This window comes from Hydrogenophaga sp. (assembly GCF_051860785.1).
GTDB lineage: Bacteria > Pseudomonadota > Gammaproteobacteria > Burkholderiales > Burkholderiaceae_C > Hydrogenophaga.
On sequence record NZ_JBIMLB010000009.1, the window covers coordinates 19,253 to 42,745 of the forward strand.

The 23,493-nt window shown below is 66.3% G+C and carries 27 protein-coding genes; 14 read left to right on the forward strand and 13 right to left on the reverse strand.

What is annotated here, in order from left to right:
- The first annotated feature begins 72 nt into the window (after positions 1 to 72).
- The gene (locus ACTIF6_RS13295) at positions 73 to 918 is read left to right on the forward strand and encodes an N-6 DNA methylase (RefSeq protein ID WP_244386807.1); all 846 of its coding nucleotides are present in this window, start codon (positions 73 to 75) and stop codon (positions 916 to 918) included.
- Between the two features lie 50 nt (positions 919 to 968).
- On the forward strand, positions 969 to 1,574 hold the full coding sequence (locus ACTIF6_RS13300; RefSeq protein ID WP_244386806.1) for a hypothetical protein: 606 nt from the start codon (positions 969 to 971) through the stop codon (positions 1,572 to 1,574).
- A gap of 24 nt (positions 1,575 to 1,598) precedes the next feature.
- Here ACTIF6_RS13300 and ACTIF6_RS13305 read toward each other — a convergent pair whose 3' ends face one another.
- Positions 1,599 to 1,988: an HU family DNA-binding protein gene (locus ACTIF6_RS13305; protein WP_244386804.1), complete on the reverse strand. Its 390-nt coding sequence runs from the start codon at positions 1,986 to 1,988 to the stop codon at positions 1,599 to 1,601.
- A 180-nt stretch (positions 1,989 to 2,168) separates the two neighbouring features.
- Here ACTIF6_RS13305 and ACTIF6_RS13310 point away from each other — a divergent pair, with 180 nt between their 5' ends.
- Positions 2,169 to 2,930, forward strand: a complete 762-nt coding sequence (locus tag ACTIF6_RS13310) for a DUF7694 domain-containing protein (protein ID WP_244386802.1) — start codon at positions 2,169 to 2,171, stop codon at positions 2,928 to 2,930.
- A gap of 36 nt (positions 2,931 to 2,966) precedes the next feature.
- Positions 2,967 to 3,491 (forward strand): hypothetical protein, encoded by a 525-nt coding sequence (locus ACTIF6_RS13315; RefSeq protein ID WP_244386800.1) that lies wholly within the window; start codon positions 2,967 to 2,969, stop codon positions 3,489 to 3,491.
- A gap of 13 nt (positions 3,492 to 3,504) precedes the next feature.
- Here the strand turns inward: ACTIF6_RS13315 and ACTIF6_RS13320 are convergent, their stop codons facing one another.
- Positions 3,505 to 3,909: a DUF6283 family protein gene (locus ACTIF6_RS13320; RefSeq protein ID WP_244386799.1), complete on the reverse strand. Its 405-nt coding sequence runs from the start codon at positions 3,907 to 3,909 to the stop codon at positions 3,505 to 3,507.
- On the reverse strand, positions 3,906 to 4,190 hold the full coding sequence (locus ACTIF6_RS13325) for a hypothetical protein (protein ID WP_244386798.1): 285 nt from the start codon (positions 4,188 to 4,190) through the stop codon (positions 3,906 to 3,908). Before ACTIF6_RS13325 ends, ACTIF6_RS13320 begins: the two co-directional genes overlap by 4 nt.
- Positions 4,191 to 4,278: 88 nt before the next feature.
- On the opposite strand from ACTIF6_RS13325, the gene ACTIF6_RS13330 reads away from it, so the two are divergent.
- Complete coding sequence (locus ACTIF6_RS13330) at positions 4,279 to 5,436, forward strand: phosphoadenosine phosphosulfate reductase family protein (protein ID WP_244386797.1); 1,158 nt, start codon at positions 4,279 to 4,281, stop codon at positions 5,434 to 5,436.
- Positions 5,437 to 5,757: 321 nt separating this feature from the next.
- On the forward strand, positions 5,758 to 6,522 hold the full coding sequence (locus ACTIF6_RS13335) for a YoaK family protein (protein ID WP_244451715.1): 765 nt from the start codon (positions 5,758 to 5,760) through the stop codon (positions 6,520 to 6,522).
- Positions 6,523 to 6,611: 89 nt separating this feature from the next.
- On the opposite strand, the gene ACTIF6_RS13340 is transcribed toward ACTIF6_RS13335, so the two are convergent.
- Entirely contained in the window at positions 6,612 to 7,310 is a 699-nt protein-coding gene (locus tag ACTIF6_RS13340; protein WP_244386795.1) for a competence protein CoiA family protein, read from the reverse strand.
- A 162-nt stretch (positions 7,311 to 7,472) separates the two neighbouring features.
- On the reverse strand, positions 7,473 to 7,787 hold the full coding sequence (locus tag ACTIF6_RS13345; protein ID WP_244386794.1) for a hypothetical protein: 315 nt from the start codon (positions 7,785 to 7,787) through the stop codon (positions 7,473 to 7,475).
- 242 nt (positions 7,788 to 8,029) lie between these two features.
- Here ACTIF6_RS13345 and ACTIF6_RS13350 point away from each other — a divergent pair, with 242 nt between their 5' ends.
- Both ACTIF6_RS13350 and ACTIF6_RS13355 read left to right on the forward strand, forming a co-directional pair.
- Positions 8,030 to 8,665 carry an NAD(P)H-dependent oxidoreductase gene (locus ACTIF6_RS13350; RefSeq protein WP_244386792.1) on the forward strand — a complete coding sequence of 212 codons (636 nt, stop codon included), beginning with the start codon at positions 8,030 to 8,032 and terminating at the stop codon, positions 8,663 to 8,665.
- A gap of 136 nt (positions 8,666 to 8,801) precedes the next feature.
- Complete coding sequence (locus tag ACTIF6_RS13355) at positions 8,802 to 10,364, forward strand: MFS transporter (RefSeq protein WP_244386790.1); 1,563 nt, start codon at positions 8,802 to 8,804, stop codon at positions 10,362 to 10,364.
- A 168-nt stretch (positions 10,365 to 10,532) separates the two neighbouring features.
- On the opposite strand, the gene ACTIF6_RS13360 is transcribed toward ACTIF6_RS13355, so the two are convergent.
- The 4 genes from ACTIF6_RS13360 to ACTIF6_RS13375 form a co-directional block, all read right to left on the reverse strand.
- On the reverse strand, positions 10,533 to 11,585 hold the full coding sequence (locus ACTIF6_RS13360; protein WP_244386788.1) for a hypothetical protein: 1,053 nt from the start codon (positions 11,583 to 11,585) through the stop codon (positions 10,533 to 10,535).
- Positions 11,586 to 11,599: 14 nt separating this feature from the next.
- Positions 11,600 to 12,241, reverse strand: coding sequence for an RES family NAD+ phosphorylase (locus ACTIF6_RS13365; RefSeq protein ID WP_244386786.1), 642 nt, complete (start codon positions 12,239 to 12,241; stop codon positions 11,600 to 11,602).
- On the reverse strand, positions 12,238 to 12,876 hold the full coding sequence (locus ACTIF6_RS13370) for an integrase (protein ID WP_244386784.1): 639 nt from the start codon (positions 12,874 to 12,876) through the stop codon (positions 12,238 to 12,240). Before ACTIF6_RS13370 ends, ACTIF6_RS13365 begins: the two co-directional genes overlap by 4 nt.
- Before the next feature lie 198 nt (positions 12,877 to 13,074).
- Positions 13,075 to 13,881 (reverse strand): hypothetical protein, encoded by an 807-nt coding sequence (locus tag ACTIF6_RS13375; protein ID WP_244386781.1) that lies wholly within the window; start codon positions 13,879 to 13,881, stop codon positions 13,075 to 13,077.
- Between the two features lie 218 nt (positions 13,882 to 14,099).
- On the opposite strand from ACTIF6_RS13375, the gene dinG reads away from it, so the two are divergent.
- Entirely contained in the window at positions 14,100 to 16,262 is a 2,163-nt protein-coding gene (gene dinG, locus ACTIF6_RS13380) for an ATP-dependent DNA helicase DinG (protein ID WP_244386779.1), read from the forward strand.
- Between the two features lie 223 nt (positions 16,263 to 16,485).
- Here dinG and ACTIF6_RS13385 read toward each other — a convergent pair whose 3' ends face one another.
- Positions 16,486 to 16,776, reverse strand: coding sequence for a DUF1330 domain-containing protein (locus ACTIF6_RS13385; protein ID WP_244386778.1), 291 nt, complete (start codon positions 16,774 to 16,776; stop codon positions 16,486 to 16,488).
- A 180-nt stretch (positions 16,777 to 16,956) separates the two neighbouring features.
- Positions 16,957 to 17,181 (reverse strand): hypothetical protein, encoded by a 225-nt coding sequence (locus tag ACTIF6_RS13390; RefSeq protein WP_244386777.1) that lies wholly within the window; start codon positions 17,179 to 17,181, stop codon positions 16,957 to 16,959.
- A 463-nt stretch (positions 17,182 to 17,644) separates the two neighbouring features.
- Between ACTIF6_RS13390 and ACTIF6_RS13395 the strand changes: the two genes are divergently transcribed.
- From ACTIF6_RS13395 to ACTIF6_RS13405, 3 genes are read left to right on the forward strand one after another with little or no spacing between them, the layout of a single operon-like run.
- On the forward strand, positions 17,645 to 18,622 hold the full coding sequence (locus tag ACTIF6_RS13395; RefSeq protein WP_244386775.1) for a Bug family tripartite tricarboxylate transporter substrate binding protein: 978 nt from the start codon (positions 17,645 to 17,647) through the stop codon (positions 18,620 to 18,622).
- Positions 18,623 to 18,671: 49 nt separating this feature from the next.
- On the forward strand, positions 18,672 to 18,839 hold the full coding sequence (locus ACTIF6_RS13400; protein ID WP_244386774.1) for a hypothetical protein: 168 nt from the start codon (positions 18,672 to 18,674) through the stop codon (positions 18,837 to 18,839).
- An 8-nt stretch (positions 18,840 to 18,847) separates the two neighbouring features.
- On the forward strand, positions 18,848 to 19,858 hold the full coding sequence (locus ACTIF6_RS13405) for a PdxA family dehydrogenase (protein WP_244386773.1): 1,011 nt from the start codon (positions 18,848 to 18,850) through the stop codon (positions 19,856 to 19,858).
- On the opposite strand, the gene ACTIF6_RS13410 is transcribed toward ACTIF6_RS13405, so the two are convergent.
- Entirely contained in the window at positions 19,851 to 20,108 is a 258-nt protein-coding gene (locus tag ACTIF6_RS13410; RefSeq protein ID WP_425164683.1) for a MerR family DNA-binding transcriptional regulator, read from the reverse strand. The genes ACTIF6_RS13405 and ACTIF6_RS13410 overlap by 8 nt on opposite strands.
- Positions 20,109 to 20,291: 183 nt before the next feature.
- Complete coding sequence (locus ACTIF6_RS13415) at positions 20,292 to 21,497, reverse strand: hypothetical protein (RefSeq protein ID WP_244386772.1); 1,206 nt, start codon at positions 21,495 to 21,497, stop codon at positions 20,292 to 20,294.
- Positions 21,498 to 21,749: 252 nt separating this feature from the next.
- Between ACTIF6_RS13415 and ACTIF6_RS13420 the strand changes: the two genes are divergently transcribed.
- Both ACTIF6_RS13420 and ACTIF6_RS13425 read left to right on the forward strand, forming a co-directional pair.
- Positions 21,750 to 22,013: a hypothetical protein gene (locus tag ACTIF6_RS13420; protein WP_244386771.1), complete on the forward strand. Its 264-nt coding sequence runs from the start codon at positions 21,750 to 21,752 to the stop codon at positions 22,011 to 22,013.
- Positions 22,010 to 23,479, forward strand: a complete 1,470-nt coding sequence (locus ACTIF6_RS13425; protein WP_244386770.1) for a caspase family protein — start codon at positions 22,010 to 22,012, stop codon at positions 23,477 to 23,479. The genes ACTIF6_RS13420 and ACTIF6_RS13425 overlap by 4 nt, the downstream gene beginning before the upstream one ends.
- Positions 23,480 to 23,493 lie beyond the last annotated feature (14 nt).

Consider the following 23,493-nt stretch of genomic DNA (forward strand, 5'->3'; position numbering starts at 1 on the left):
GCGTTGACCCGGCCCCTTCGGGCGGGAAGCTGTTCTGGACGACCCGCGCGGGCGGGTCCGAAAGGAACAACGATGGCCCTGGACGGCGCCGACCACACGAAGGCACTGCTGCAACTGATCCGCGCAACCGCGCACCGCTGGAGCCAGCACGAGGTGTTCTCTGACTTCGTGGAGTTGGCCAGCCTGTCCCTGAGCAACGCGGTGGACCGGCGCCAGTACGATGCCCGCGAGGCGCGCTACCTGGAGATTGCCAAGAAGTACCCGCGCGACCAGTTCGAGCGCTTCCCGCGCATGCTGGGACACCTGACCCTCGCGATGGAGCAATGCTGCGCCATGGGCGAGTTGGGGGATGTGCTCGGCGCGCTCTACATGCAGCTTGACCTGGGCAACGACAGGGCGGGGCAGTTCTTCACGCCCTACCACGTGTCGCAGTTGATCGCCCGCCTGCTGGTGGGGGACGGCACCGAGGCTCGGGCCAAGGGCTTCCTGGACCTGATGGAGCCGGCTTGTGGCGCGGGCGGGATGGTCATCGCGATGGCCGACGCACTGATGCAGGCGGGCCTGAACTACCAGGGGGCAATGCACGCCACCTGCATCGACATTGATCCGCGCTGCGTCCACATGACCTATCTGCAGCTCTCGCTGCTGCACATCCCCGCCATCGTGCTGCACGGCAACTCGCTGAGCAACCAGGTCTGGGGCCGCTGGTACACGCCAGCCCACGTGCTGGGCGGCTGGCGGCGACGCATCGAGGAGCGGCGGGCGGGCGCGCCCGAGCCGCTGCGTATCGATGCGGTTCCTCCCGCCGTGCCCGCCCCGCACGACGCGGCGCCGGCGAGCCGATCCGAGGCCGCGCCGCGGCGCAGGCCACAGGCCGGGCGGGAAGCCATTGGACAGCTCGATCTGTTCGGGGACTGACCGCGCGCCCGCGACCTTGCGGCGAGGCGATGCACTGGGAAGCTGGAGGCATGGACACCGTCGCCGATGGCCGCCTGGGGCCGCTCTTCCATGGCACGCGCAACGCGAGCGGGCGTCGCATCCTGCAAGAGGGGTTCCGACGTTCGAGCTCGCGCAGCTACACCGGTACGGGGATCTGCCTCAGCGAGTCGCTGACCGTGGCCTACGAGTACGGGATGTACGAGACGGGTGGCTGCGTGCTTGAGGCCTGGGTCGCGCCATCGGCACGGTGGACCGACCGGATCGACGCCGGGGGAGGGCGCCACACACAGGGCGAGGCCTGGGACCAGTTCTTCTCGAGCTCGGGCAACGATGCCGTGCGGGGCTTCGGCGGCAACGTCTGGGTGGTGTGGAACCCGGTGGTGCTGGTCGCCGTGCGCCGGCTGAGCCACCGTGCGGCGCTGCGCCGCCTGTGCGCGGAGTTCGAGGACGACGGGCCGGACTGCGGCTACAACGGCGTGGTGTCGGACTACGCCAGCATCTGGTGGGGGGTGGAGGCCGCCGACCCCAACCTCACGCGATTCCCTGACCACGTGTCCGCGCTGCAGCAGCGGCTGCGGCGCATGGTGGGGCGATGCAGATCGGAGCGCGTAGCGGTGACAGAGCCGCCCGGCTGACCGAGCGGCCGCCGCCGCGACGCATCAGAGCGCGGCGTCCTTGAGCTTCTTGAGCGAGCGGACTTTGATCCGCACCGTGGCGGGCTTGGCCGCAAAGACCTGCTCTTCTTTCGTGAACGGGTTGATGCCCTTGCGCTTGGGCTTGGCGGGCACCTTCTGCACGCCGATCTTGAGCAGGCCGGGCAGCGTGAACTCGCCCGCGCCCTTCTTGTTGACCGCGCCGAGCACGGTGGCTTCCAGGGCGGCCAGCACCGCCTTGACGGCCTTGGGCTCGACGCCGGATTGCTCGGCCAGGTGGTTGGTCAGTGCGCCCTTGGTGAACGTGTCCTTGATCGGACGGATGCCGGCGGGGGCAGCGGCCTTGGTGGTCTTCTTCGCTGGCGCGGCCTGGGTGGTCTTCTTTGCAGTTGCCATGGTTCTCGATGTTGATCTCTGTGTTGAAAGGATCGCGCAGCGCCAGATGGCGCGTCGCGCGAAGGTGAATTTTATCGGCCTGGGGGGGGAGCGTTCGGGGCGGGCTTGCACCGGCCCGATGGCGCGAGATCCTGAATTTGGCGGCGACGGTGCTGCCATTCAACGGGGCTACCACTACTCATGGACATTCCACACTTCGCCAACGAGATGCGTCGCCAGCTCCAGGCCGACGGCTACCAAGTCCACCATGGGCATCGGGATGATGGCCCGGAACTGGCCGGCGCCTTCTGGTTCACCTGGACCAAGCCGGGCATGGCCGACGCCGAGGTCGGCCCCACGCTGGGGAACGAATGGGCGGCCTGGGCCTCGGCCCTGGCGCACCGGCTTGCCCAGAGTGCAATCGCCCTGCACTGCGCACCCGAGCCTTGGCCCGTGATGGGGCCGTTCCACGCGGCGAGCCTGCCGCCGAGCGCGTTCGACCCCGACGTGCTGGCGGCGCGCCACGGTCTCACCCGCGAAGCGGCGATGCAGCAGGTCGAGAAGCTGCGGCGCCAGTCGGTCTACATGAACGAGCGCTACCAAGTGAACGTCGAGACGGTCTCAGTGCCCTTCGGACCCGACACGGGCGACATGTTCTGGCTGTCGATCAAGCGCCGGGACCGAGAGGCCGTCCACGATTGGCGCGAACTGCAGGCGATCAAGAACATGATCGTCGGCGACGAGCATGAAGGCTTCGAGGTCTACCCGGCCGAGTCGCGCCTGGTGGACTCCGCGAACCAGTTCCATCTGTGGGTGTTCGCGGACCCCAAGGTGCGGTTGCCGGTTGGGTTCCGCGAGCGCGATGTGTTGGACGCGCAGACAGCGGCGGCTCAGGGCGCCCGCCAGCGGCCCTTTGCGGCCAGGCCGGCTGCGACCGACTCCACCCCCGGTACCGGCCGCTGAGCGGCGCCGCGGCCTTCATTTCACAGGAGACTTGCAATGCAGATCAGGATCACGGATGCGGCAGGATTCGACCGAATGTCGCCGGGCGCAGACCTTGCCGTTGTCGTCATCTCGCGTGCGGACATCGAGGAGTTCCGCGTGGGCAACACGGTAGGGCACCTGATGCTCTTCAGCGACGACGCTGCCCAGGTCCGCCGCTTCGCGGGCCGCATGGTGGTGCAGGTCGAAGGCTACGACGACGACCCTCTGCCGCTGCTGCTGATTCCGGAATGCGTGCGGTTCTTCAGGGCCGTCGACGCGCAGTGGAACCACTGGCTGCACTTCCTGGTGCCGCTGCCGGACCAGCTCAAGCTGATCCTGCTGATGCTGGTGGACGTGGAACTGCAGGAGGACAGTGGCGCCCAGGCCGGCTACCGGCTGCGCCAACCTGCACAACTCGGTCGCGTGCTGGAGCGCCTGTTCGCATCGATGAACGTCCTGCACGAGACGTTCGACGTCCCGCAGGCGCACAACGAGTCGATGACGGAAGCCGTTGTCGCGGCGCTGGGTCTGTCCACCTGAGGCCGGCTTAAGGTCAGGAATCCAGCGTGGCTGGCACGGCTTCGGCGTCCGGCGGCGACTGCGATGCGGACTGGGCCGGAAGGGGCAGGGTGGCCTCCAGGGTTGGATGCTGGGGGCCGCGCAGGCGCAGCGCGCTCACGTTCGTGCAGGAGCGGATGCGCATGCACAGCGCAATGTTGTTGCCAGGCCCCAACTGGTTGTTCAGCCATCCCACGCAATGTGCGTCCTCGGTCTCATGGCATGCCATGACGTGCAGCGGCGCATCCGGGTCGGGCAGTGCGCCGGGCTCGGCGATGGTCGAGGCCAGCGCTGCATGCTTGTCCACGCAGTAGCCGTTCGGGATGGTGCGCGGGTCGACGTCGACGCGCCACGGGCACTTGATGCATTGCGCGGTGCGCTTCAGCGACCACGCGCTCATTGGCCCTCCGCGAGGGCAGTCAGCGGACTGTCGCCCACACTGAGGGGCGTGCCGTAGTTGAAGCAGCCATCGTGGGCATCGATCGCCGTGTCGTCGTGCTCCATGTCCCAGGCACAGTCTTCGTGGTAGGCGAAGCGGTACAGGCCGGGTGAACCGTCGTCCAGGAGGCCCTCCACGTACAGGGCTTCGCCATGGATCGGTGCGTCGCAGTAGCCGCAGCGCAGATCCGCCGGCGCCGACCGCAGCGCGCGAGAGGTTTCGATCAGGTGGACGTCGCACATGGACGCATTGTCGCGCGGCTCCCGCATGCGCTGCCGTGCCCGTTGATGCGGCGCAGTTGCTGCCTATCCTGGAATCAGGAGGCACCCCGTGCAACAGATCGAACTGCCAGGACTCGCATTGGCCGAGCCCCAGGCCTTGGGAGGTTCTACCTCGGCAACCGGCCAGCGCTTCTGCATCGCCCGCGATCCGCAGATCGACCTGGCGCTGGCAGCACGGGCGCCCGTCTACGTAGGGGTCAGCGGTGGCAAGGACAGCCAGGCCCTGGCCTACCGCGTGCAGATCCATCTGGACCACATGGGCCACGCCGGACCGCGTGCGCTGATCCACAGCGACCTCGGTCGCATCGAATGGCGCGACTCGGCCCCCGTCTGCGAGCGGCTGGCCGAGCGCCTGGGCTGGGAACTGCTGACCGTGCGCCGGCCTGCAGGGGACATGCTCGACCGCTGGCTGTCGCGGTGGGCCGCCAATGTGGAGCGCTACCGCACTTTGTCGTGCGTGAAGCTCATCATGCCGTGGAGTTCTGCGTCTCATCGCTTTTGCACGTCGGAGCTCAAATCTCAAATCATTTCGCGCGCGATCCGTGCCCGCCACCCTGTCGGTCCGGTGGTCTCGGCGATCGGGCTGCGCTGGGACGAAAGCCCAGCGCGCAGGCGCCAGCCGGTGGCCAAGCCCGATGCCGGCCTGACCCGGGTCCGTGGTGTCGGCTTGGCCTGGCATGCGGTCATCCACTGGTCGCGCCAGGATGTGCTGGACTACATCGCGCAGCGGGGTGGGGTGCTGCACGAGGCCTACCGCATCTACGGCAGCAGCCGCGTCTCCTGTGCCTTCTGCGTCTTGGCATCCCGTGGCGACCTGCAGGCGGCGGCGAGCTGCGCGGACAACGCGGCGATCTACCGCGAACTGGTCCGCCTGGAAGTCCGCAGCACCTTTTCGTTCCAGAGCGGTCAATGGCTGGCCGACGTGGCGCCAGGGCTGCTCGATGCGCCGCTGCGTGCGCAGCTCCAAGAAGCCAAGGAGCGCGCAGCGTGGCGGCAGGCGGCCGAGGCGGAGATTCCCGCGCATTTGCTGTACGAAGCGGGGTGGCCAGTCTGCATGCCGACCCACGCCGAGGCGATGCATCTCGCGTCTGTCCGCCGACGTGTCGCAGAGGCCGTGGGCGTGGCGGCGGACTACCTAGATGGTGACAGTGTCAGCGCGCGGTATGCGTCGCTGATGTCGGCGCGCGACCAGCGCCGGCCAGCGTGAACGACCGCTCAGGCGCAGGTGAACGGGCCAGTTGAACTCGGGGTGCAGTGATGCGTTGGGATCGGCCGGCAGTTCGCGGCGCCGCTTGTTGGGCCGGTGCTGCTCACCCGCTGTCCATCGAGGACCAGCCCGATCTCAGCGCGGCTGGAGGTGTGGTGAGTGCTTGCAGAGATGGGCTTGAGACAGATGTCGGTTCGAGATCGAGCTGGGGTCTCAGGCAGCGGACGGATAATCGACGCATGTTTCACTGTTGAGTGACTGTGCATGCGCTTCGACGACAACACGCCGTCGAAGTGTCCGGGCCGCACTCGGCCCCCTTACATGCGCAGACTCAAGCTCCTTACCCACCGTCGCCGCCTCGTCGCCAGCAACCGGGCGCTGGGGCTGCTGCTGGCCTTCAATGCCGGTGCGGTGAATGCTGGCGGCTTCCTCGTCCTGCACATGTACACCTCGCACATGACGGGGTTTACCTCCCAGTTGGCGGACGGGCTGGTGTTGGGCAATGCGACGCTTTGGCTCAATGCCCTGGGGGCCATCCTCGCGTTCGTTCTGGGCGCGGCGGTCTGCGCGATGCTCGTGAACTGGGGCAAGCAGCACCGGCTCCACAGCGTCTATGCCTTGCCGCTGATGCTCGAAGCGGCACTGATGTTCCCCTTCGGCCTGATGGGGGCCATCACGCTGACTTGGCCCACGCCGTTCGCGGTGCCGATCACCGTGCTGCTGCTGGCCTTCATCATGGGGCTTCAGAACGCCGTCGCGTCCAAGACCTCGGGGGGCAGCATTCGCACGACCCACATGACCGGCAACATCACCGACGTGGGCATCGAGCTCGGCAAGATGCTGTACTGGAATCGCCTCGAGGCGCAGGCACAGGGCCATGTTCGGCACAATCCCGCCCGCCTGAGGCAGGCCGGTGGCCTGGTCGGGATGTTCGTGCTGGGCGGCGTAGCGGGAGCGTTGGGCTTCAAGCACGTTGGCTTCGTTTGCGTCGTGCCGCTGGCGGCCCTGCTGCTGGCGCTGTCGCTCCCGCCTCTGCTAAAGGATGCTCCCCAACTGCTGGCGCTGGCGCGAAGCGGTTCCACCTGACCTCGCTCCCACCAGCGTGGTCTCCAAGCCGAATGGTGCTCTGCCATTGCGCTCGCCGATCGACGTGAAGCGCTGCGAGCCACCCTGGGCTAGTCAAGGTTCCAGGATCCGCCGCGATATTGGTAGCTTCTGTTCAGGATGCCGGCGAGCCATGCCGGCACGGTTGCCGCTTTGAGGCCGCCGAACATCACCCGCTGAGAGTTTTCTGTGTCCAGCATCGCCACCGGCAACTCGGACAGCATGCCCGTGCCGATGCCGCCAGGTGGGAAGACGTTTCCGTAGTCGCGCTTGAGCAGCAGCCGAGAGGTTGCCTTGGCCAGGGTGATGAAGGTCTCCTTCCGAACCAGCCAGTAGCACTCGACGCCGGACTCGGCGTAGCGCTCCTGCCGACGGGTGAAGTCGCGCAGGTGCTGGTAGGAACGCTGCAGCTCGATGGCAATGGTGCGGTCAGAAGCCTTGAACAGGACATCAGCCTCCCATTTCTCGCCTGTCGGCGACTGACCAGGGACCTCGTCATTTCCCTCGATTCCCAGACTGGCGAGGCCGGCGAGTACGGCCGCCTTGCCCGCGTGATGCCAAACCGTCTCCGGGGCGGTTGCACATTCGTCGGACAGATGCGCAAAGAAGGGCAATCCGTTGATGCTGGTCTTGAGGACTGCCGGCGCCTTGCAGCATGTCATTACGTAGTCGCCGAGCTGCGCTGTCTTCTTCAGGGCTTCCCATTGGATGAGCGTGAAGGTGCTGGCGTCTACAGGAGCGCCAGAGCGAGTCCAGGCGGATTGCGTCATGTGGGTGAGCTTCGTTGGTGGGGCGCGTGGATCAGGGCTTTTTCATTGTGCACAGCCTGGCTCCTTGCCTTTGAACGAGGCACCGCGTTGCTGAAAGCTCACACATGCGCCGGCGCTCTACCGGGTACCGTGATCCGCGCGACCAGCAGCCTGGGGGAGCCGTCAGTTCAGGTGCTGGTGAACCAGCCGCCGGAACTCAGGGCGCAGTGACGCAATGGGCTCGGCCGAGATTTCGTTTCGCCGTCCGTTGTGCCAGCGCAGCTCTCCCCGTTGTCCTTCGAGCGCCAGCACGGCACCGTCGAACACGCGCAACGTGGGCGTGCCTTCATTGACAGCGTGCAGAAGCGTTACCCAGTTGGGCTCGATCCAGAGCCAACGGCGTTCGCCTGGCGGCATGTCCGGGTGAGCCAGCTCGATCTCGACGAGACTGCCCTGTGCGGAATCGAAGAGTTGAAGCGTGGAGAAGTGGACGGGCATGGCGGCGTAGGACGGCAGGGCGATGGCCAGTATTGTCCCCGCCGTTGGTGCGATGCCGCGATTCGGGCGGCAACATCACCGCGCGATGGCGCATCAGGACGCCGGTACTGGTCCGACTCAGGCCGGCTCGGGCCGAACTCGAACTGAACCGGCGTCGATAGACTGGCGAATGCAATGCCCGCAATCGACCCGGTCTGATCCAGGGTTTGCGGCCATGAACACACCTCAGATCTACACGCCCTATGTACGCTCTCATCATCATCGCGAATCCAGGAACAACCAGCTTCAGCCACGCCATGGCGGAGGTTGTCTCGACCACCCTTATGCGCCAGGGAATTGGCATTGCCCGACACGATCTGTACGAGGAAGCCTTCAATCCGGTACAGCCCACTGGAGAGGCCGGGAACACCACGTCGCCCGACCCACTTGTCGAGTCACACTGCCGAGATGTCCGCCGCGCCGATCTGATCTTCATCTTCCATCCCAATTGGTGGAGCCAACCGCCAGCGATCCTCAAGGGGTGGGTGGATCGTGTGCTTCGGCTCGGCACGGCCTATGGGTATCCGGACGGCGCGGGCTTTGACGGGGTTCCCATCGGGCTGCTCAAGGCCAAGTGTGCGTTCGTCTTTAATACGTCGAACACGCCACTCGAGCGGGAGCGAGAGGTGTTCGGCGACCCGCTCGACACGCTTTGGAGAAGGAGTGTTTTCTCCCTGTGTGGCGTGGACCATGTCGTGCGCCGCATGTACGGGCCGATGAGCAGCAGCTCTGCGGACCAACGGGAACTGTGGCTCAACGAGGTGGCCTCCCTGACAGAGGACGCCGTGCGGGCCAACCGGTCTGCGGATGCCCCACCGAACGCTGGGTCCTCTCTCTGAGCCATTCTCTTTGCCGTTCTCCAGACGGCGTCCAAGGTGCCCGATCGGCGTTCGATGGGACATGCGTCATGATTCGATGGTCCTGAGAACGCCCATCGTCGCTCCCATTGCCCGCTCGCGCATTCGTTCCCCGTCCATGTCAACCCGCCATCCTGCCCTCGCGCTGTCCGCCATCTGCCTTGCCGCACTGCTGTTCGGCCTGGAGATCTCCAGTGTGCCCATCATCCTGCCGGTGCTGGAGGCACAACTGCGCGCCGACTTCCAGGACCTGCAATGGACCATGAACGCCTACACCATCGCCTGCACCACGGTGCTGATGGCCACCGGCACGCTGGCCGACCGCTACGGGCGGCGGCGCGTGTTCTCCGTCAGCGTTCTCGCCTTCGGCATCGCCTCGCTGCTGTGCGGACTGGCGCCGAGCATGCCGGCGCTGATCGGCGCGCGCTTCGCGCAGGGCCTGGCCGCCGGCGCGATGTTCATCTGCTCCATCGCCATCCTGTCGCACCAGTTTCCCGAGGGCAGGGCGCGGGCCAGGGCCTTCGCCGCCTGGGGCGTGGTCTCAGGCATTGGCCTGGGCTTCGGGCCGGTGGTGGGCGGCGCGATCATCGCACTGACCAGTTGGCAATGGGTGTTCCTCGTGCACGTTCCTCTGTCGCTCATCGCGCTGGCGCTGATCCGTGCCGGCGTGGTGGAGTCGCGCGACCCGCAGGCCCAGGACCAGCGGCTGGACTGGGCAGGCATCGCGACGCTCACGGTGGCGGTGCTGGGGTTGAGCTGGCTCATCACGCAGGGCAGCAGCTTCGGTTGGACCAGTCCGGCCGCGCTGGGCCTGCTGGCAGCCACACTGCTGGGCCTGGTGGGCTTCGTGGTGGCCGAGCGCCTGCATCCACGCCCGATGTTCGACTTCTCGGTGTTCCGCATCCGCGACTTCTCGGGCGCGATCATCGGCTGCGTCGGCATGAACTGCAGCTACTGGCCGTTCATGGTTTACCTGCCGCTGTACTTCACGGCCGGCATGGGATGGGACATCAGCCGCACAGGACTGGCACTGCTGGTCTACACCGTGCCCTTCCTGGTCATGCCTCCCATCGCGCAGTGGCTGCTGTTGCGCTACCAGGCGCGCATCGTGATCCCGTCCGGCCTGTTCACGATCGGCCTGGGCTTCATGCTCATGCAGGTGGGCAGCGGCTTCTCCGAATGGGGTGGTTGGACCGTGCTGCCTGGCGCGCTGCTGGCTGGCATCGGGCTGGGCCTGACGACCACGCCCGCCACCAACATGACGACCTCGGCCGTGCCGGCCCAGCGCGCCGGCATGGCCTCGGGCATGGATGCGAGCGCGCGGCTGATCACGCTGGCGCTCAACATCGCCGCGATGGGCGGGGTGCTTGTCGTGGGCATCGCGTCCGCGTTGCCCACGGCACTGGGGCAGGGCGTGCCGTCCGCGCAGCTGCGATCGATGGCCGAGCAGTTGGCGGGGGGCAATCTGGCCGGCGTGCAGCAGCAGTTGAGCGCCCTGGCAGGAGCAGATGCGGCGGGCGTCGCTTTGCAGGCCTCCGTCACGCAGGGCTTCGGCGTGGTCATGCTGTACGGTGGCATTGCGGCCTGGCTCACGGCAGCGGCTAGCTGGGCGGTGCTGCGGCGCGCGAGCGCGCGCGAAGCCGACTCGTGCGCCGCGGGCTCAGCCGGTGCTGCATCGTAGGCTGCCGCCAGCGACGGTTGCAGGGTAGCCGCAGCAGCCAGGTTGAGGTGGGCCTTGGGAGTGTCAACGGAAAGCGCGCGCTGTCAACGGTGCGCAGGCGTGTAGATGCCACCAGATTTCCGGCCGGCCAGGAAGGCGCGACGCCATCGCGGCGTGCGGCATGCAGGTCTACCAAGGCCTCGTAGGCGCGCCTTCGTTGTGCATCCACCGCATCATCGCGCCGTCACCGCCGGCCACCTCGAAGTGCCTGCTGATCTGCTCCAGAAATCCAACGAGCACGGCGAGACCCTCGGTCGCTGCGGGCTTGGGTATGCGCTCCGTCCGTCGAGCGCGAAGGACGTACTCTTGCGCCGCGAACACCGGCATCTGCTTGACCTGTTCGTCGACACCGACGCCCGCCAGCCGCAGCACTTCGAGCAGATGGGCGCAGCGGTCATGCACGTAGGGATGCTCAGGCGGGTGGATCTGCAGTGCCGCCTGGGCGATCCCGAACAGCAGAAACAGCCGAAAGATGGCCGTGCTCTGCCACGTCGGATTGGGCCAATGCAGCGCGCGCGCCGCCCATGCGTCGGCCGCGAGTTCCTGGCGCTTCGGTGGCGTCAGGGGGTCACAGGAGAGTTGCTCGAAGGAGGCGATGCCGTGGTCGTTGGGTCCATGGGTGACGTGGCCCAGAGCGAAGTGTCCGCATTCGTGCAGGACCAGGAACAGCAGCGCCTGCATGAGACAGTCCGACTCGAGGCCGAGCGCCAGCGGTGAGCGCACATGGCGGGCGAGGTCTGGAATCGGATCGCTTGTGCGGAACCAATCGTGGATCCATTCCTGGCCGGCCCAGTACGCCAGCGCTCGGGATTGCTCCAGGCCGTCGGGCAGCGGTGCTGCACTTCGGACCAGGTACTCGGCCATGCGAAAGCCGGCAGTCAGCTGGTGGCGAAAGCGCAGCACTTCGAGAAACTGCTGCCCCATCACGATGTACTCCCGGTCGCCCAAAGGCGCGGCGACGGCCACCGGGCCGCGCAAAGGGAGCACGACGACGTGCCCGAGAAACCGCGTGTGCTCGACCAAGCCCCCGGATTCGACGAAACCCGCAAGCGCCATGGCAAGCCGCGCAGTGTCCTGCTCTGCACGGCGCAGCCAAGCCGCAGGCTCCCCGAGTCGCTCGGCTTCCTCGGGCCAGTGCGCCTCGATCAGGCCCTGGGCAACGCCCCGAAAGTCGGTGTGCATGGTGCCGGGGGGGCTTAGGGGCCGCTTCGCCCCGTGGGCGGCGGGCGGCGCGTTGCACGCGGCTTCACGATGCCGATCCGGTTGCGGGACACGAAGTCGGGCCAGTCGCGATGGTCCGCCAGGTCGACGTCGTCCGCGACCCACACCTTGTGCCGGGCATGCTCAAACAAGGCGATGCACTTGGCGGGGTAGTTGTTGCGCGACGGGTAGAGCAGCCCGTCGAATTGGGCTTGCCCGCCCGCGTCCAGCAGGTCGTGGACGTTCTTGGAGATGCGCTGCGTATGGCTGTAGCGCCGGCTCGCCAACTGGCTCAGGTTCAGGCCGAACTGGGTGGACATCACACCGGGCGCCGTGATGTCGGCGAGTTGAAGCGCCTGCAGCACGCCCACGGCGCGCACCATCCGGCTCTCGACTTCGGGGAGTGCAATGGTGCGCTTGTGCTGCAGGTGCCATCGGTGCTTGTGAAAGACGGACTCCATCAGAGCCGTGGGCAGGTCGAACGCCAGATAGAGGACGCCATAGGCCTTCGCAGGCGAGTCGTACCGGTTGGTGCCGTCCTGACCGAAGAAGAGACCGGAGCCTCGGTACGCCGTCCTACTCACATGCTGCAGCAGTTCGCCGGCTGCGATGGACTGCAGTGGCGGTACAGAAGTCAAGCGCGGGCCCGTTCGTGCAGGCCCAGCGCGCTGCGCACCTTGGCGACGATCTCATCCAGATTGCCCGCTGTCACCGCATCCACTGGCGAGCGGCCATCCAAGGCATCGAGGGGATCGGACAGTGCACGGAAAAGTGTCCACGGATCCAGATCCTCGGCGAGCTTGAGCACCTGCCGGGTCAGGTTCAGGCGCACCGGATCCAGCTGCCATTCGGGCAGGCGCTGCTTGCGGGGCCCCACACTCAGCGCCAGCAGGCGCCGGGGGTGTGCCGACAGATCCTTGTAGATCTGCTGGCGCGACTTGTGCGCCAGCCGCGCGAACTGGGTCAGTGGAAGGTTCTGCGGCGCCTCGAAAACGCGCAGCATCGCACTGCGGCCGCGTTGAAGGTCGGTCGCCGAGGGGGTCCAGCGTGTTTCGGCCCGGAGCGCTCGGGCCTTGTCGGCCAGCTGGTCGCGAACATCCGCAGGGCCGGCCGCAGCTTGTTCGGCGGCGGCCATCTTTTCCTGGATGAGCGCATCCAGCTCGGCTGCGAATTTGACCGGATCCTTGATCCGCGCGGCCGGCTCGAAGCGGTGCAGTTCGGTGGGGCTCACCTTGGGCAGCTCAAACCCCATGAAACTCAGAGTCTTGGGCATATGGCATCTCCCGTCGGACCAAGCGAACCCGCATCATGGGCTTTATTGTCGCTTTTGTCAACTATGACAACTTTGATCTGATGGCATCGCTGCAGGAGCGTTTCCGGTAGATCGCGGCCATCGGAGGGTCCGCGAATGCTTCGCAGCCATGCTTCCGGTGCGACCAACCTCGCGCAGCATGGGCGGTCACGGCCTGGTTCACGGCCATTCGAAGTTGATGGGCATCTCTTTCGAGCTGATCTCCAGATCGGCGAGGGTCAGGTCATAGTGCTGGTACCACTTCCTGGACAGGCTGCGGACCAGGCCATTGTGGTAGTTGGCCAGCCACAGGTACTTCGCGGGCACCGTGTTCAATCCACGGGCGTTGCCCATTCCATTGAGGATCAGTTGCTTGTGGTCGCGCAGGACGTCGGGCTGGGACTCGGGCTCGTCGAGTTCTGTGAGGAACGCATGCAGGTAGTCGACGAAGAAGATTCCGTCGGCATCCTTGCGAACGAGCTTGCGGATCGCGTCGACTTCGTCGGCCACGCCATGGTGCTGGGCGCGAAGCCGCTCGTCCGTCATGAGGTCGTTGAGGACTTCGGGGTCGACGACGATCCGCGGAAAGTTGGCGAAGCCCGATTCGAGCTCGTAGGCCCGGACGAAGCCGGGGCCAAAGACCGTCTGGGCATCGAAGTGCACATCGCCAAGGGCGATGCCGCCGCGCAGGCAGATGCCATGCTTGATCAGTTCCCCTTGCAGCAGCACCAGGTCGTGCAGTTCATGGAAGACCAGCCCATACGGGAAGGACTTGTTCGACGCGCCTTCCAGTGGCCGGATCCGGATGATGGAATCCGAGAACTGGATGACCTTGGGCTCAAACCCTTCACCGTCCTCGTCGTCTTCCGTCGCCGAAAACCGCCTGAGCGTGGCGAGCTTCTCGGTGATCTGCGCGTCGGTGCTGGTCTGGATGAGATGTTTGAAGCCGAGGATGTCAATGAAGGTGATGAGCGAGCGGCGGTACATGGTGATAGGACAGTAGTTCGGAGAGATCGTAGCCAGTTCTCCAGGGGGGCATCGGCGCTCGATGCGGCGCTGGCCGGACGCTTGGGTGCATCGGGGCAGGTTGCCTGGGACGGGCCCGCGCAGGCGGCGGCGCAGCGTCCGCAGGTGAGCCGCTGCCCCCGGCTGGCGCCCTCAAGCGCCACCCTTGATGTCACCGGGCGCAGTGCGAACCTGTTCGCATGCTCAGCGACGAAGAGAAGACCCGCATGCAGACCTGTCTGCGCACCTTGCGCGAGGCCATGCCGGGCTTCGCCAGCCGCCGAGCGCAGTTGGTGATGATGGCCGAGGTGGCCCACGTCCTTGGCACCCTGGGCGACGGCCGGGAGGGACTGGCCGAGGCCAGCCAGCGCATCGGGGTCATCGAAGCGGGAACCGGCACCGGCAAGACCCTGGGCTACCTGTTGCCGGCCATCGTGCTGGCGCGCTCGCGCGGGCTGCGCGTGGTCGTGTCCTCGTCCACCGTGGCGCTGCAGGAGCAGTTGATGGCCAAGGACCTGCCGGCCCTGCAGCGTCACCTCCCGGTGAACTTCACGAGCGCGCTGGCGAAGGGGCGGCGGCGCTACGTCTGCCCGGCCAAACTGTTGCGTCTGGATGCGCAGCGTTCTGTCGCCAGCTTGGGAGGCGAGGTTCCGACCAATGAGGCACGGCCGGCAACGGCGCAGCCTGTACGACTGGAAGGCCGGCTCGCGCAGGCCTTCGCACGCGGCACCTGGTCCGGCGACCGCGACGACTGGCAGGACCCGATCCCGGAAGGACTCTGGCACCGCCTCAGCACCGACCGCGATGGCTGCTTGGGGGCGCGGTGCGAGGAGTTCGGGCGCTGCCCGTTCCAGGCCGCTCGCCAGCGCCTCAAGGACGCCGACGTCGTCGTCGCCAACCACGATCTGCTGCTGGCCGCCCTGGACATGGAGCCCGGCGCCCTGTTGCCGGACCCGTCCCAAACGCTGTTCGTGCTCGACGAGGCCCATGGACTGCCGGCCAGGGCGGCCGCGCGTGGCGCCTCGCGCCATGCGGTGCTTGGCGCCCTGCGGTGGATCGAGGAGGCCTTAGCGATAGCGGATCAGGCAGGTCAGAGCTTGCGGCTCGATGCGGCCCTGGCGCTGGCGGCGGATGGGCACGGCCAGCGCCTGTGCAGCGCACTGGAAGGGCTGCACGTGGCCTTGGCCAGGCACTGCGCGGCGGGCGAGCAAGGGCAGGTGCAGCGCTTTGCCCACGGTGCGCTGCCGCCTGACGTCGCCGAAGCCGGCAGTCGTCTGCACAGCGCTGCGCTCGGTCTGCGCGAGGCGCTGGCTGCCTTGCGTGCGGCTGCGGTTGAACGGGCACGCCAGGACGCGGTGGCCGCCCAGCCGCATGTCGCGGCGTTGGGGGCGTGCCTGGGGAGCGCAGAGCACCTGGCTGCCACCTGGGAGCGCATGCTGCAACCGCTCTCAGACACAGACCCGCCGGTCGCCCGTTGGATCGAGCGCGGCGGCAAGGAGGGCAGGGCGGGTCGAGCGACGGAGTTCCACGTGTGCGCCGCGACGATCGGCGGCGGCGAACGCCTGCGCGCGCTGCTGTGGGACCGTGCTGGCGCTGTCGTGCTGACCTCTGCGACATTGCAGGCCTGCGGATCCTTCGACCTCTTCATGGAAGAGGCGGGCCTGAAGGCTTGGGAGGGATTGCGCGCCATCAGCCTGCCTTCGCCGTTCGACCATGCGGCGCAGGCAGAGCTGCACCTGCCGCGCATGTGCTCGCATCCGCGCGACGCCCAGGCGCACACCGAGGAGGTAACGGCCATGCTGCCGGCACTGCTCGAGGCGCAAGCCGGGGCGCTGGTCCTGTTCACATCGGCCCGGCAGATGCAGCAGGTCGCGCAGGCGCTGCCCGTCAGGCTGCGCGAGCAGGTGCTCGTGCAGGGCAGCACCTCCAAGCGCGAGCTGCTGGCGCGCCACAGGGTCCGCATCGACCAGGGACAACGTTCGGTCCTCTTCGGACTGGCCAGCCTCTCCGAGGGCGTGGACCTGCCTGGCGCCTACTGCACCCACCTGGTGGTTGCCAAGCTGCCGTTCGCAGTGCCCGATGACCCGGTGGAGCAGACACGCCGGGAGTGGATCGAGGCGCAGGGGAGGTCCGCCTTCCATGAACGCAGCGTGCCAGAAGTCGGAATCCGGCTGGCGCAGGCGGTGGGCCGGTTGCTGCGCACCCCGCAGGACCATGGCCGCGTGACTGTGCTGGATCCGCGGCTGGCCGGCACGGCATGGGGCCGGCGCCTGCTGGATGGCCTGCCGCCTTACCGGCGCGTGCGTGGTCGCGCTCTTGGCGTCCCGCTGGGTGCGACGCCCGGCGTGCATGCCGTCGCCTGATCAAGGTTCCCCAGGACTCGAAGCCGGCTCACTCCGGCAGATCCTGGTGTGCAGGATCTGACGCATCGCAGTCTGGAGGATCGCGGCGATCGGCCCAGGAGCAGACCTTCGTTCTGAGGCCCTGCTTCGCGTCTTCCTTTCCTGTCTTCCAATCAATCGCGCAATGGCGCGAACTTGCCTGCGCATACTCGAAAAGGAGAGAGGGCGCTTCCCGCACCCATGCTCAAGCTGCTTCGATGATGCGGATCTCGCGGTCGGCTCCATCGCCCAGCGCAGCCAGGGCTGCCTGGTATGCCGGGCTGTCGTGCGCGGCAACCGCTTGTTCAACACTGTCAAACTCGATCAGCACAGTGCGTTGCATCAGGCCGAGTTCGTAGACCTTGGACGGCTCGCCACGCGCCAGGAAGCGTGCGCCGTTGGCCGTGAGTGCCGGGCCGGCCAGCTTCGCATACGCGGCAAGTTTGTCGGAATCGTTGACCGCGCGATAGGTGCTTATCCAATAGGCTTTTGGCATCTGAGTTTCTCTTCGGTACGTGTACGTTTGGCAGTGGCGAGTGTCGTAATCTACAGCAAGCCTCGATTGGTATCTCCGTTGCGAAGGACGGCTTGGGTGGCTTGCGTGTCAAACTCAAAGCCGTCCATGGAGGTGGGGCACCATCACTACTTGACCACTGCAGGACCGGCCAGCGGCTGTTCAAGGGCTCGCCGGCCCGACGATGGCATCGCGGCCAGCGGGCGTGATGGCCAGGACGTGTGCAGTCGGCATCACCTTGCTGTCGTCGCCCGCGGAGGCGTTGAGGAAAAAGGCGGCCAAGAGTCCTGCCGCGCGAAGCACCCGCACCTTTTCGATATCGGCAGGCACTTCGAGGGTCAGCGGTAGCCGTTGACCGGCGATGTGGCGCAGCATTTCCAGGGACAAGAGTTGTTCCGTTGATCGGTAGCGTGAATCGGGCCACGCAAGAGTTTCAAGAGAACCCGGCCTGCTGCCTGGGACCTGACGCGCTGCAGGGGGTGGATGCCGACCAAGATGGGGGCAAGGACTCCGAATTCAAGCGACGGATGGTTCAAGAATGCGATTGGCTTGGCAGGGGCCCGCGCATTCGCAAGGGGCAGGCTGACGAACAAAGAGCGTGACCTGCGCCGCCGCTGCAAGCGGCCTGCTTTGGCCGGTCTGGGGTGGGAGTCTCCAATGGTGCGTTATCACCTGATGTCGCCGACACATACCGCTGCGGCAGAGAGCGGGTGGGCAGGCTGTCAGTGTGGATTGCCGACGCTGGACATATTGTTCGATGCGCTGTGCAAAGCGGGTCGTACGTACATTTACTCGCGTTTCGGTGCTCGCTCACATCTACAGTTTCTCTTTTTAATATGGAGACAAGTACATGCGTTGGATTCCCTCTTTTGCCTCGGCCGTTTGTGTTGTCGGATTGATTTCGTCTGTCGGTGCAGCGCACGCGGTAGAGACTTCGGACAAGCCGTTGCGCATCGTTGTGCCCTTTGCCGCGGGTGGCCTCGCTGATGTGTTGGCCCGCACTTTGGCAGAAGAAATGCGGCCAGGGTTTCCCAAGGGAGTCATTGTCGAAAACAAGACCGGTGCCGGGGGAAACATTGGCGCTGCCGAGGTGTTTAGCCGGTCAAAGCCGGGCGAAAGCACGATCATGATTTCGTCTCCGGGCCCCATCGCGATCAACCAAGGCCTGTACCCCAAACTACCATACGATCCTTCGCAGTGGGTCGCTATCGGAACCATTGCCGCAGTGCCGAACGCACTTATCGTGAGTCCGAATCTTCCGATCAAAACGGCACAAGAATTTACGCCCTACGCCAAGCAAAGCGCCGGACGCGTGTCGTACGCGTCCCAGGGCAATGGCACGACATCACATTTGACTGCGAACCTTTTTTCATCCTTGACGGGAGCGACGATGGTTCATGTCCCATACAAGGGTGATGCTCCTGCGCTCGCCGATTTGTCGGGTAGCCAGGTCGACGCCTTCTTCGGCAGTGTGGGGGCCTCAATCACATTGCACAACTCAGGCAAGGTCCGCATTCTCGCGGTGGCAGATGCCAAGCGGTCTTCCGCTCTTCCAGATGTACCCACCTTTGCGGAGATTGGGTTGCCGGCGATGCAGTCGGTGACTTGGTACGCGGCAGTGACCGCGCCAAACACGCCTGCACCAGAAGTTCGCCACCTCAATGCCGTGCTCAACGAAGCGCTGGCGAAACCAGCCATGCGAGAGCGCCTTGCCAAGCTTGGTCTGGACCCCTTGCAGAAGTCGGCTGCGGAGAGTGCGGATTTCATCAAGCAGCAAACGCAGGTTTGGCAGAAAGTGATTCGGGATGCGAAGGTCACCATTGACTGATCTGGTTGCTGTCGTGGAATTCGGATATCACACACGGAAGGGATCGTGCGTGAAGGCCAGGACACCCTTTGGTTTTCATAGCCGCGTTGCGCGGCGCCAATCCTGTCGCTACGGGCGCAAGCGCCATGGCCGGCTGCTCGGCATGCCGTTGCTGCGCTCGGCCAGCGACACCGAGGGCGTGGTGCACGCGCCCTCCCTGATGGCCTTGCCGCTGTGACCAAGGGCATGCAGGAGACCCCTCCCGCGCGGCGCGTGGCACTGGCCACGGGTGACCCCAACGGCATTGGGCCGGAGATCGCCCTCAAGGCCCTGGCCGCGCTGGCGCCCGAGCAGCGCGCGCACATCACCGTCTTTGGTCCTGGCACGGTGTTGCAACGCGCCGCGTCCCTTTGCGGACTGCAGGAGCTGTGGCCACAGTTGCACCACGTGGAAGCCGGCAGTCTGCCCGAACACGCGGCCGTGCCTGGCCGCATCGACCCACTGGCGGGCGCGTCGGCGGTGGCCTCTGCCACCGCCGCGCTGCAAGCCGTGCGCGCTGATGCGCACGACCTGGTGATCGCCTGCCCGCACCACGAGACCGCCATCCACCAGGCCGGCATTGCCTTCAGTGGCTATCCCTCGCTGGTGGCACGGGTCTGTGAACAACCCGAGGACGATGTGTTCCTGCTGCTGGTCGGCGGGGGGCTGCGCATCGTGCACGTGACCTTGCATGAGAGCGTGCGCACCGCACTGGAGCGCATGACGCCCGAACTGGTCCAGAAAGCGGTCCGTGCCGGCGCGCGGGCCTGCGGCCTGATGGGCTTGCACAACCCAAGCATCGGCGTGTTCGGCATCAACCCGCACGCGTCCGAAGGTACGCTGTTCGGCCTCGAAGATCAGAACGTCGTGCTGCCGGCGATGGCCCGCCTGCGCGACGAGGGGTACCGCGTCGACGGCCCCCACGGTGCCGATATGGTGCTGTCGCAGCGGCGGCACGAGCTCTACGTCGCCATGCTGCACGACCAGGGCCACATCCCCATCAAGCTGCTGGCCCCCAATGCGGCGAGCGCACTCAGCATCGGCGGCGATGCGCTGCTCTCCAGCGTGGGCCATGGCAGCGCCATGGACATCGCCGGGCAGGGCGTGGCCGACCCCACCGCGCTCCTGCGTACCATCGACTTGTTGTCGGGCGCGTCAGCGATCCCGACTGGTCGGCTGCCGGCTTCGACAACGCCTTGTCGTAAGGGCGCTACCTAACCGAACAGGCCGGGAACCTCGGAAAAGCTCTCCAGCGGGGTCGGTCGCGCTGCGTTGCGATGGGCATGTTCGTCGTCCGCAGCCGCAGCAGGAATTCGACCCAGGCCATGTCCGAAGCCGCATAGCGGCGTTGTCCCCCGGACGCGCGGTGGATCGGAGCGATCAAACCGATGCGCTCGTAGTAGCGCAAGGTGTGGGCAGTGAGCCCCGAGCGCTGTGCGACTTCGTCAATGGACAGGTGCGATTCCATGAAGTGATCCTAGAAGTTCGAGTGCACTCTAAGTCAAGCGCTTTTGTGCATGCCACGGAAAGCTCTCGGGGGCAGCACGCCAGGACTGTCCAAGTAGACAGCCACCACACACCACTACGGAACCGTGGTGTGTGGTCGTGCAGGAGTACGGCTTACCGTCGCCGGCCCCCGCTGTCGTGGCAACTAGCCGCGAAGGAGGTCCTGGGCCTTCGCTTTCGCCTCGCGGTGCTGATCCCGCGTCAGTTCGGGCAGCGCAAGTCCTTCGTCGCCATCGACGTACAGTGGCCCGCCGAAGTCGCTGTCGTAGAACTCGCCATCATTCGAGCCACCGTCGTGCCGGGCCGCCAGCGTGGATTCGGTGAGGTCCTTTCCGCGCGCCAGCGCCACGTACTGCCAGGTCCAGGCACGCAACGGATCATCTTCGGCCAGCGCACGCTCGGCCGCATCTCGCAGCCAGTGCACGTTGGCGCGTGGCGCCATGCGCTCCTGCGCCCAGGGGTCGCCGAGATCGGCGAGGTCTTCCAACGCCCGCAGGGAACCCGCTTCGGCCGCCCGGCGCAGCCATTGGGTGCGGGCTTCGGGGCTCGTGGCCACACGGGCCATCTGCTCGGCGTCGACATCACCGTCCAGGCGCTCGGCCAGGGCAATGAACTCCGGACGCTCGAAGACCGTCCCGTATTCCAGGGCGGCGGCGCGCACGCCTGCCTCGGCGGCGGCCTTCAGGTGCGCCTCGTAGCGCACATACCGGGGCGCCAGCAGCAGGTACTGCTCGACCCAGCCTTGTTCGCTGGCGGTGAGCTGGCGTCCCTTCAGCGACTCCTCGTAGAGGTAGGGGTTGGGCTTGCCGCAACGGAACAAGGCCGCCAGCACCTGGTGTGCCTGCGGGTTCTTCGCCGTGGCCGCCTCCAGGCTGTCCAGCAGAAGACCCGAGGCCAGAAAGTGCTCGCGGGGCAGGGCGGTCGCGTTCTGGACCCGGCGGGGTGCATCGTCCCAGCCTTCCAGATCCTCGTCCGGCTCGCCGTCCTCTTCGTCCTCGCCAAGTCTGGTGGGCGTTGTGGACATGGGCATCAGCGGCGCCAGGGCCGTCCAGCGCACCAGCCCCAGGCGCTGGTCGGCAATGAACTGGACCAGGGCGCCAGCCATGGCCCGTGACACGGCCTGGCCGTACTGCAGCTGCAGCGCGCGACCGGCGACCTGCGCTTCGGCGGAGGGTTCCGACGCCTGTCCGACCCCTTGGTCGGCCAGCAGCGCGTCGGAGGTCAGTGCGGCCCAGGTCCTGTAGCCGAATGCCGCTGCCAGCAATTCGTGGACGTGGCTGTGGCGGATGTCGCAGCCCGAGCGGGCCTGCAGGGTGTGGTGCGCGGTGCGCGCCAGTGCTTTGAACGTCATGCGTCTTCCTTTCGGTTGTCCTCGCCGCATCGGGGCAGACGCACGCGTTTAAGTCCCCGACGACAAGGTCCGGAAGGGAGATCAATGACGATGGAAGGAAGGACCTGTTTCTACTCGCGTGCAAGTACGGCGGGCGCCTCGGACACGATTGTAGTCAGGCGCACCTGCAGGCGCTTTGCGCATGAAACTCGCCCGCCCTTTGCCGGGCGGCGGCGATCTTGGGGGTCTTTAAGATATCGACAGGAGGTTGCCATGCCGGCTCGTTCGTCGACAAACCAGATCGCTTTTCGCTGCCGCACCGTCGACGGCGCCACGGGCGTCAGGCGCGAGACCGCCGAGCACCTGGCCGAGTACCTGGGCGTCGATGAGACCCAGGCGATCCATCGTGCGCTGCCGCGGTACGTGCCCGACGATGGCCAGCTGAGGGCGGCCCAGATTCGCCAGATCAAGAAGCAGGTCCCGCAGCGCGCGAGGCGGTCGGTGCGTTCGAGCCTGTTCAATACGGAGCCGGCATGAGCCGGCGTCTGTCAGCCCTGGTCATTGGCAATGCCGCCTACGAGACGGTGGCCGAACTGAAGAACCCGGCCAACGATGCGGAGGACGTTGCCGAGCAGCTTGAGGCCAGCGGCTTCAGCGTGATCCAGGAGGCCGACTGCAACCACGCGGAGATGGACCGCGCGCTCAGGCGGTTCAAGCGCGAGCTCGACAAGAGCGATGTCGGCCTGTTCTTCTTCGCTGGACACGGCATGCAGATCGAAGGCGAGAACTACCTTGCCGCCGTCGACACCGACGCCTCGGACGAGGTCGAAGCCAAGCATTCCTCACTCTCGCTGAACCGTGTGATCGAGGTGATGGAGAAGGCCAAGTGCGCCACCAGCATCATCATCCTCGATGCCTGCCGGGACAATCCCTTCGAGCGCGCGTGGCGCCGCGCCATCGAGGCGCGCGGGCTCGCTCCGGTGTATGCGCCCAAGGGCACCTTGATCGCCTTCGCCACGTCGCCTGGGCAGACCGCGGACGATGGACGTGGCCGCAATGGCGCCTACACCGAGGCGTTGCTGCAGCACCTGGCGACGCCCGACTGCTCCATCGAGACCATGTTCAAGCGCGTGCGCAACTCGCTGAGCGCGGCGACGAAGGGGCGGCAGATTTCCTGGGAGCACACCTCGTTGGCCGGTGAGTTCTACTTCAACCTCAGCCTGGGCACGCGCATCGACCTGTACTCGGAAACGGCACTGAGCGACCGCCTGTTCGTGGTGGACGAGGCGAAGGCGACGCATCGGGTGATCCAGGGCCTCAGAAGCCTGACCTGGCCCCGGCAGAACCCGGCGGTGGCGGACTTCACCTCAACGTTGGCAAACCGAGGCAGCCTCGACGCGCTGTTCGTGGTTGGACGCAATCTGTACCAGGCGGCCTGTGGCAATTCGCATGCGGCCCAGGCCTACTTGAGCGATTTCGCTTCGAGCGGGAGCGGCCTCAAACCGGAAAAGCGCAAGGCGGTGCTCGATGGCATGCTCTTCGAGGTCTTCTTCGACGCCAATGGGCAGTTGCGCAAGTCGTTCAAGCTCGGCCAGTTCAAGGAGCTCTTCGCGTTGCAGCGGCACAAGGACTTGCAGCCGAGCTTCGACTTCCTGGCGGAGTGCCTGCTGCCGCAAGCGCGCCAGTTCTACAGCGTGCCGGGCAAGCGGCAGGAGGTCTCGGTGGATGTGCTCACGAAGCAGGGCGCCAAGGCCGACCACCAGATCGTGTTGTCATTGCATTGCGGCGGCGAGAGTGTCCTGTGGCTGGAGGACGACGACTACCTGCCTGAGGCCGGCGAGGCACCGATGCGGCAGCGCCTGACGATGGAGGAGTTTGAGGCCTTGGTGGCCGAGCAGATGGTGGTCGCGCCGCAGCTTCTGAAGCTCAACTACCAGTCCTTCAAGAAGAGCGGCAGGGAGCAGATCCATTTTCCCCGGGGGTGGACGGCCCGCAAGCGCTGACCCGTAACAAGCGC

Coding starts and splice junctions, on each gene's coding strand:
- ACTIF6_RS13295 (WP_244386807.1), top strand. CDS start 73: ATGGCCCTGGACGGCGCCGACCACACGAAGGCACTGCTGCAACTGATC.
- ACTIF6_RS13300 (WP_244386806.1), top strand. CDS start 969: ATGGACACCGTCGCCGATGGCCGCCTGGGGCCGCTCTTCCATGGCACG.
- ACTIF6_RS13305 (WP_244386804.1), bottom strand. CDS start 1,988: ATGGCAACTGCAAAGAAGACCACCCAGGCCGCGCCAGCGAAGAAGACC.
- ACTIF6_RS13310 (WP_244386802.1), top strand. CDS start 2,169: ATGGACATTCCACACTTCGCCAACGAGATGCGTCGCCAGCTCCAGGCC.
- ACTIF6_RS13315 (WP_244386800.1), top strand. CDS start 2,967: ATGCAGATCAGGATCACGGATGCGGCAGGATTCGACCGAATGTCGCCG.
- ACTIF6_RS13320 (WP_244386799.1), bottom strand. CDS start 3,909: ATGAGCGCGTGGTCGCTGAAGCGCACCGCGCAATGCATCAAGTGCCCG.
- ACTIF6_RS13325 (WP_244386798.1), bottom strand. CDS start 4,190: ATGTGCGACGTCCACCTGATCGAAACCTCTCGCGCGCTGCGGTCGGCG.
- ACTIF6_RS13335 (WP_244451715.1), top strand. CDS start 5,758: ATGCGCAGACTCAAGCTCCTTACCCACCGTCGCCGCCTCGTCGCCAGC.
- ACTIF6_RS13340 (WP_244386795.1), bottom strand. CDS start 7,310: ATGACGCAATCCGCCTGGACTCGCTCTGGCGCTCCTGTAGACGCCAGC.
- ACTIF6_RS13345 (WP_244386794.1), bottom strand. CDS start 7,787: ATGCCCGTCCACTTCTCCACGCTTCAACTCTTCGATTCCGCACAGGGC.
- ACTIF6_RS13350 (WP_244386792.1), top strand. CDS start 8,030: ATGTACGCTCTCATCATCATCGCGAATCCAGGAACAACCAGCTTCAGC.
- ACTIF6_RS13355 (WP_244386790.1), top strand. CDS start 8,802: ATGTCAACCCGCCATCCTGCCCTCGCGCTGTCCGCCATCTGCCTTGCC.
- ACTIF6_RS13360 (WP_244386788.1), bottom strand. CDS start 11,585: ATGCACACCGACTTTCGGGGCGTTGCCCAGGGCCTGATCGAGGCGCAC.
- ACTIF6_RS13370 (WP_244386784.1), bottom strand. CDS start 12,876: ATGCCCAAGACTCTGAGTTTCATGGGGTTTGAGCTGCCCAAGGTGAGC.
- ACTIF6_RS13375 (WP_244386781.1), bottom strand. CDS start 13,881: ATGTACCGCCGCTCGCTCATCACCTTCATTGACATCCTCGGCTTCAAA.
- dinG (WP_244386779.1), top strand. CDS start 14,100: ATGCTCAGCGACGAAGAGAAGACCCGCATGCAGACCTGTCTGCGCACC.
- ACTIF6_RS13385 (WP_244386778.1), bottom strand. CDS start 16,776: ATGCCAAAAGCCTATTGGATAAGCACCTATCGCGCGGTCAACGATTCC.
- ACTIF6_RS13395 (WP_244386775.1), top strand. CDS start 17,645: ATGCGTTGGATTCCCTCTTTTGCCTCGGCCGTTTGTGTTGTCGGATTG.
- ACTIF6_RS13405 (WP_244386773.1), top strand. CDS start 18,848: ATGCAGGAGACCCCTCCCGCGCGGCGCGTGGCACTGGCCACGGGTGAC.
- ACTIF6_RS13410 (WP_425164683.1), bottom strand. CDS start 20,108: ATGGAATCGCACCTGTCCATTGACGAAGTCGCACAGCGCTCGGGGCTC.
- ACTIF6_RS13415 (WP_244386772.1), bottom strand. CDS start 21,497: ATGACGTTCAAAGCACTGGCGCGCACCGCGCACCACACCCTGCAGGCC.
- ACTIF6_RS13420 (WP_244386771.1), top strand. CDS start 21,750: ATGCCGGCTCGTTCGTCGACAAACCAGATCGCTTTTCGCTGCCGCACC.
- ACTIF6_RS13425 (WP_244386770.1), top strand. CDS start 22,010: ATGAGCCGGCGTCTGTCAGCCCTGGTCATTGGCAATGCCGCCTACGAG.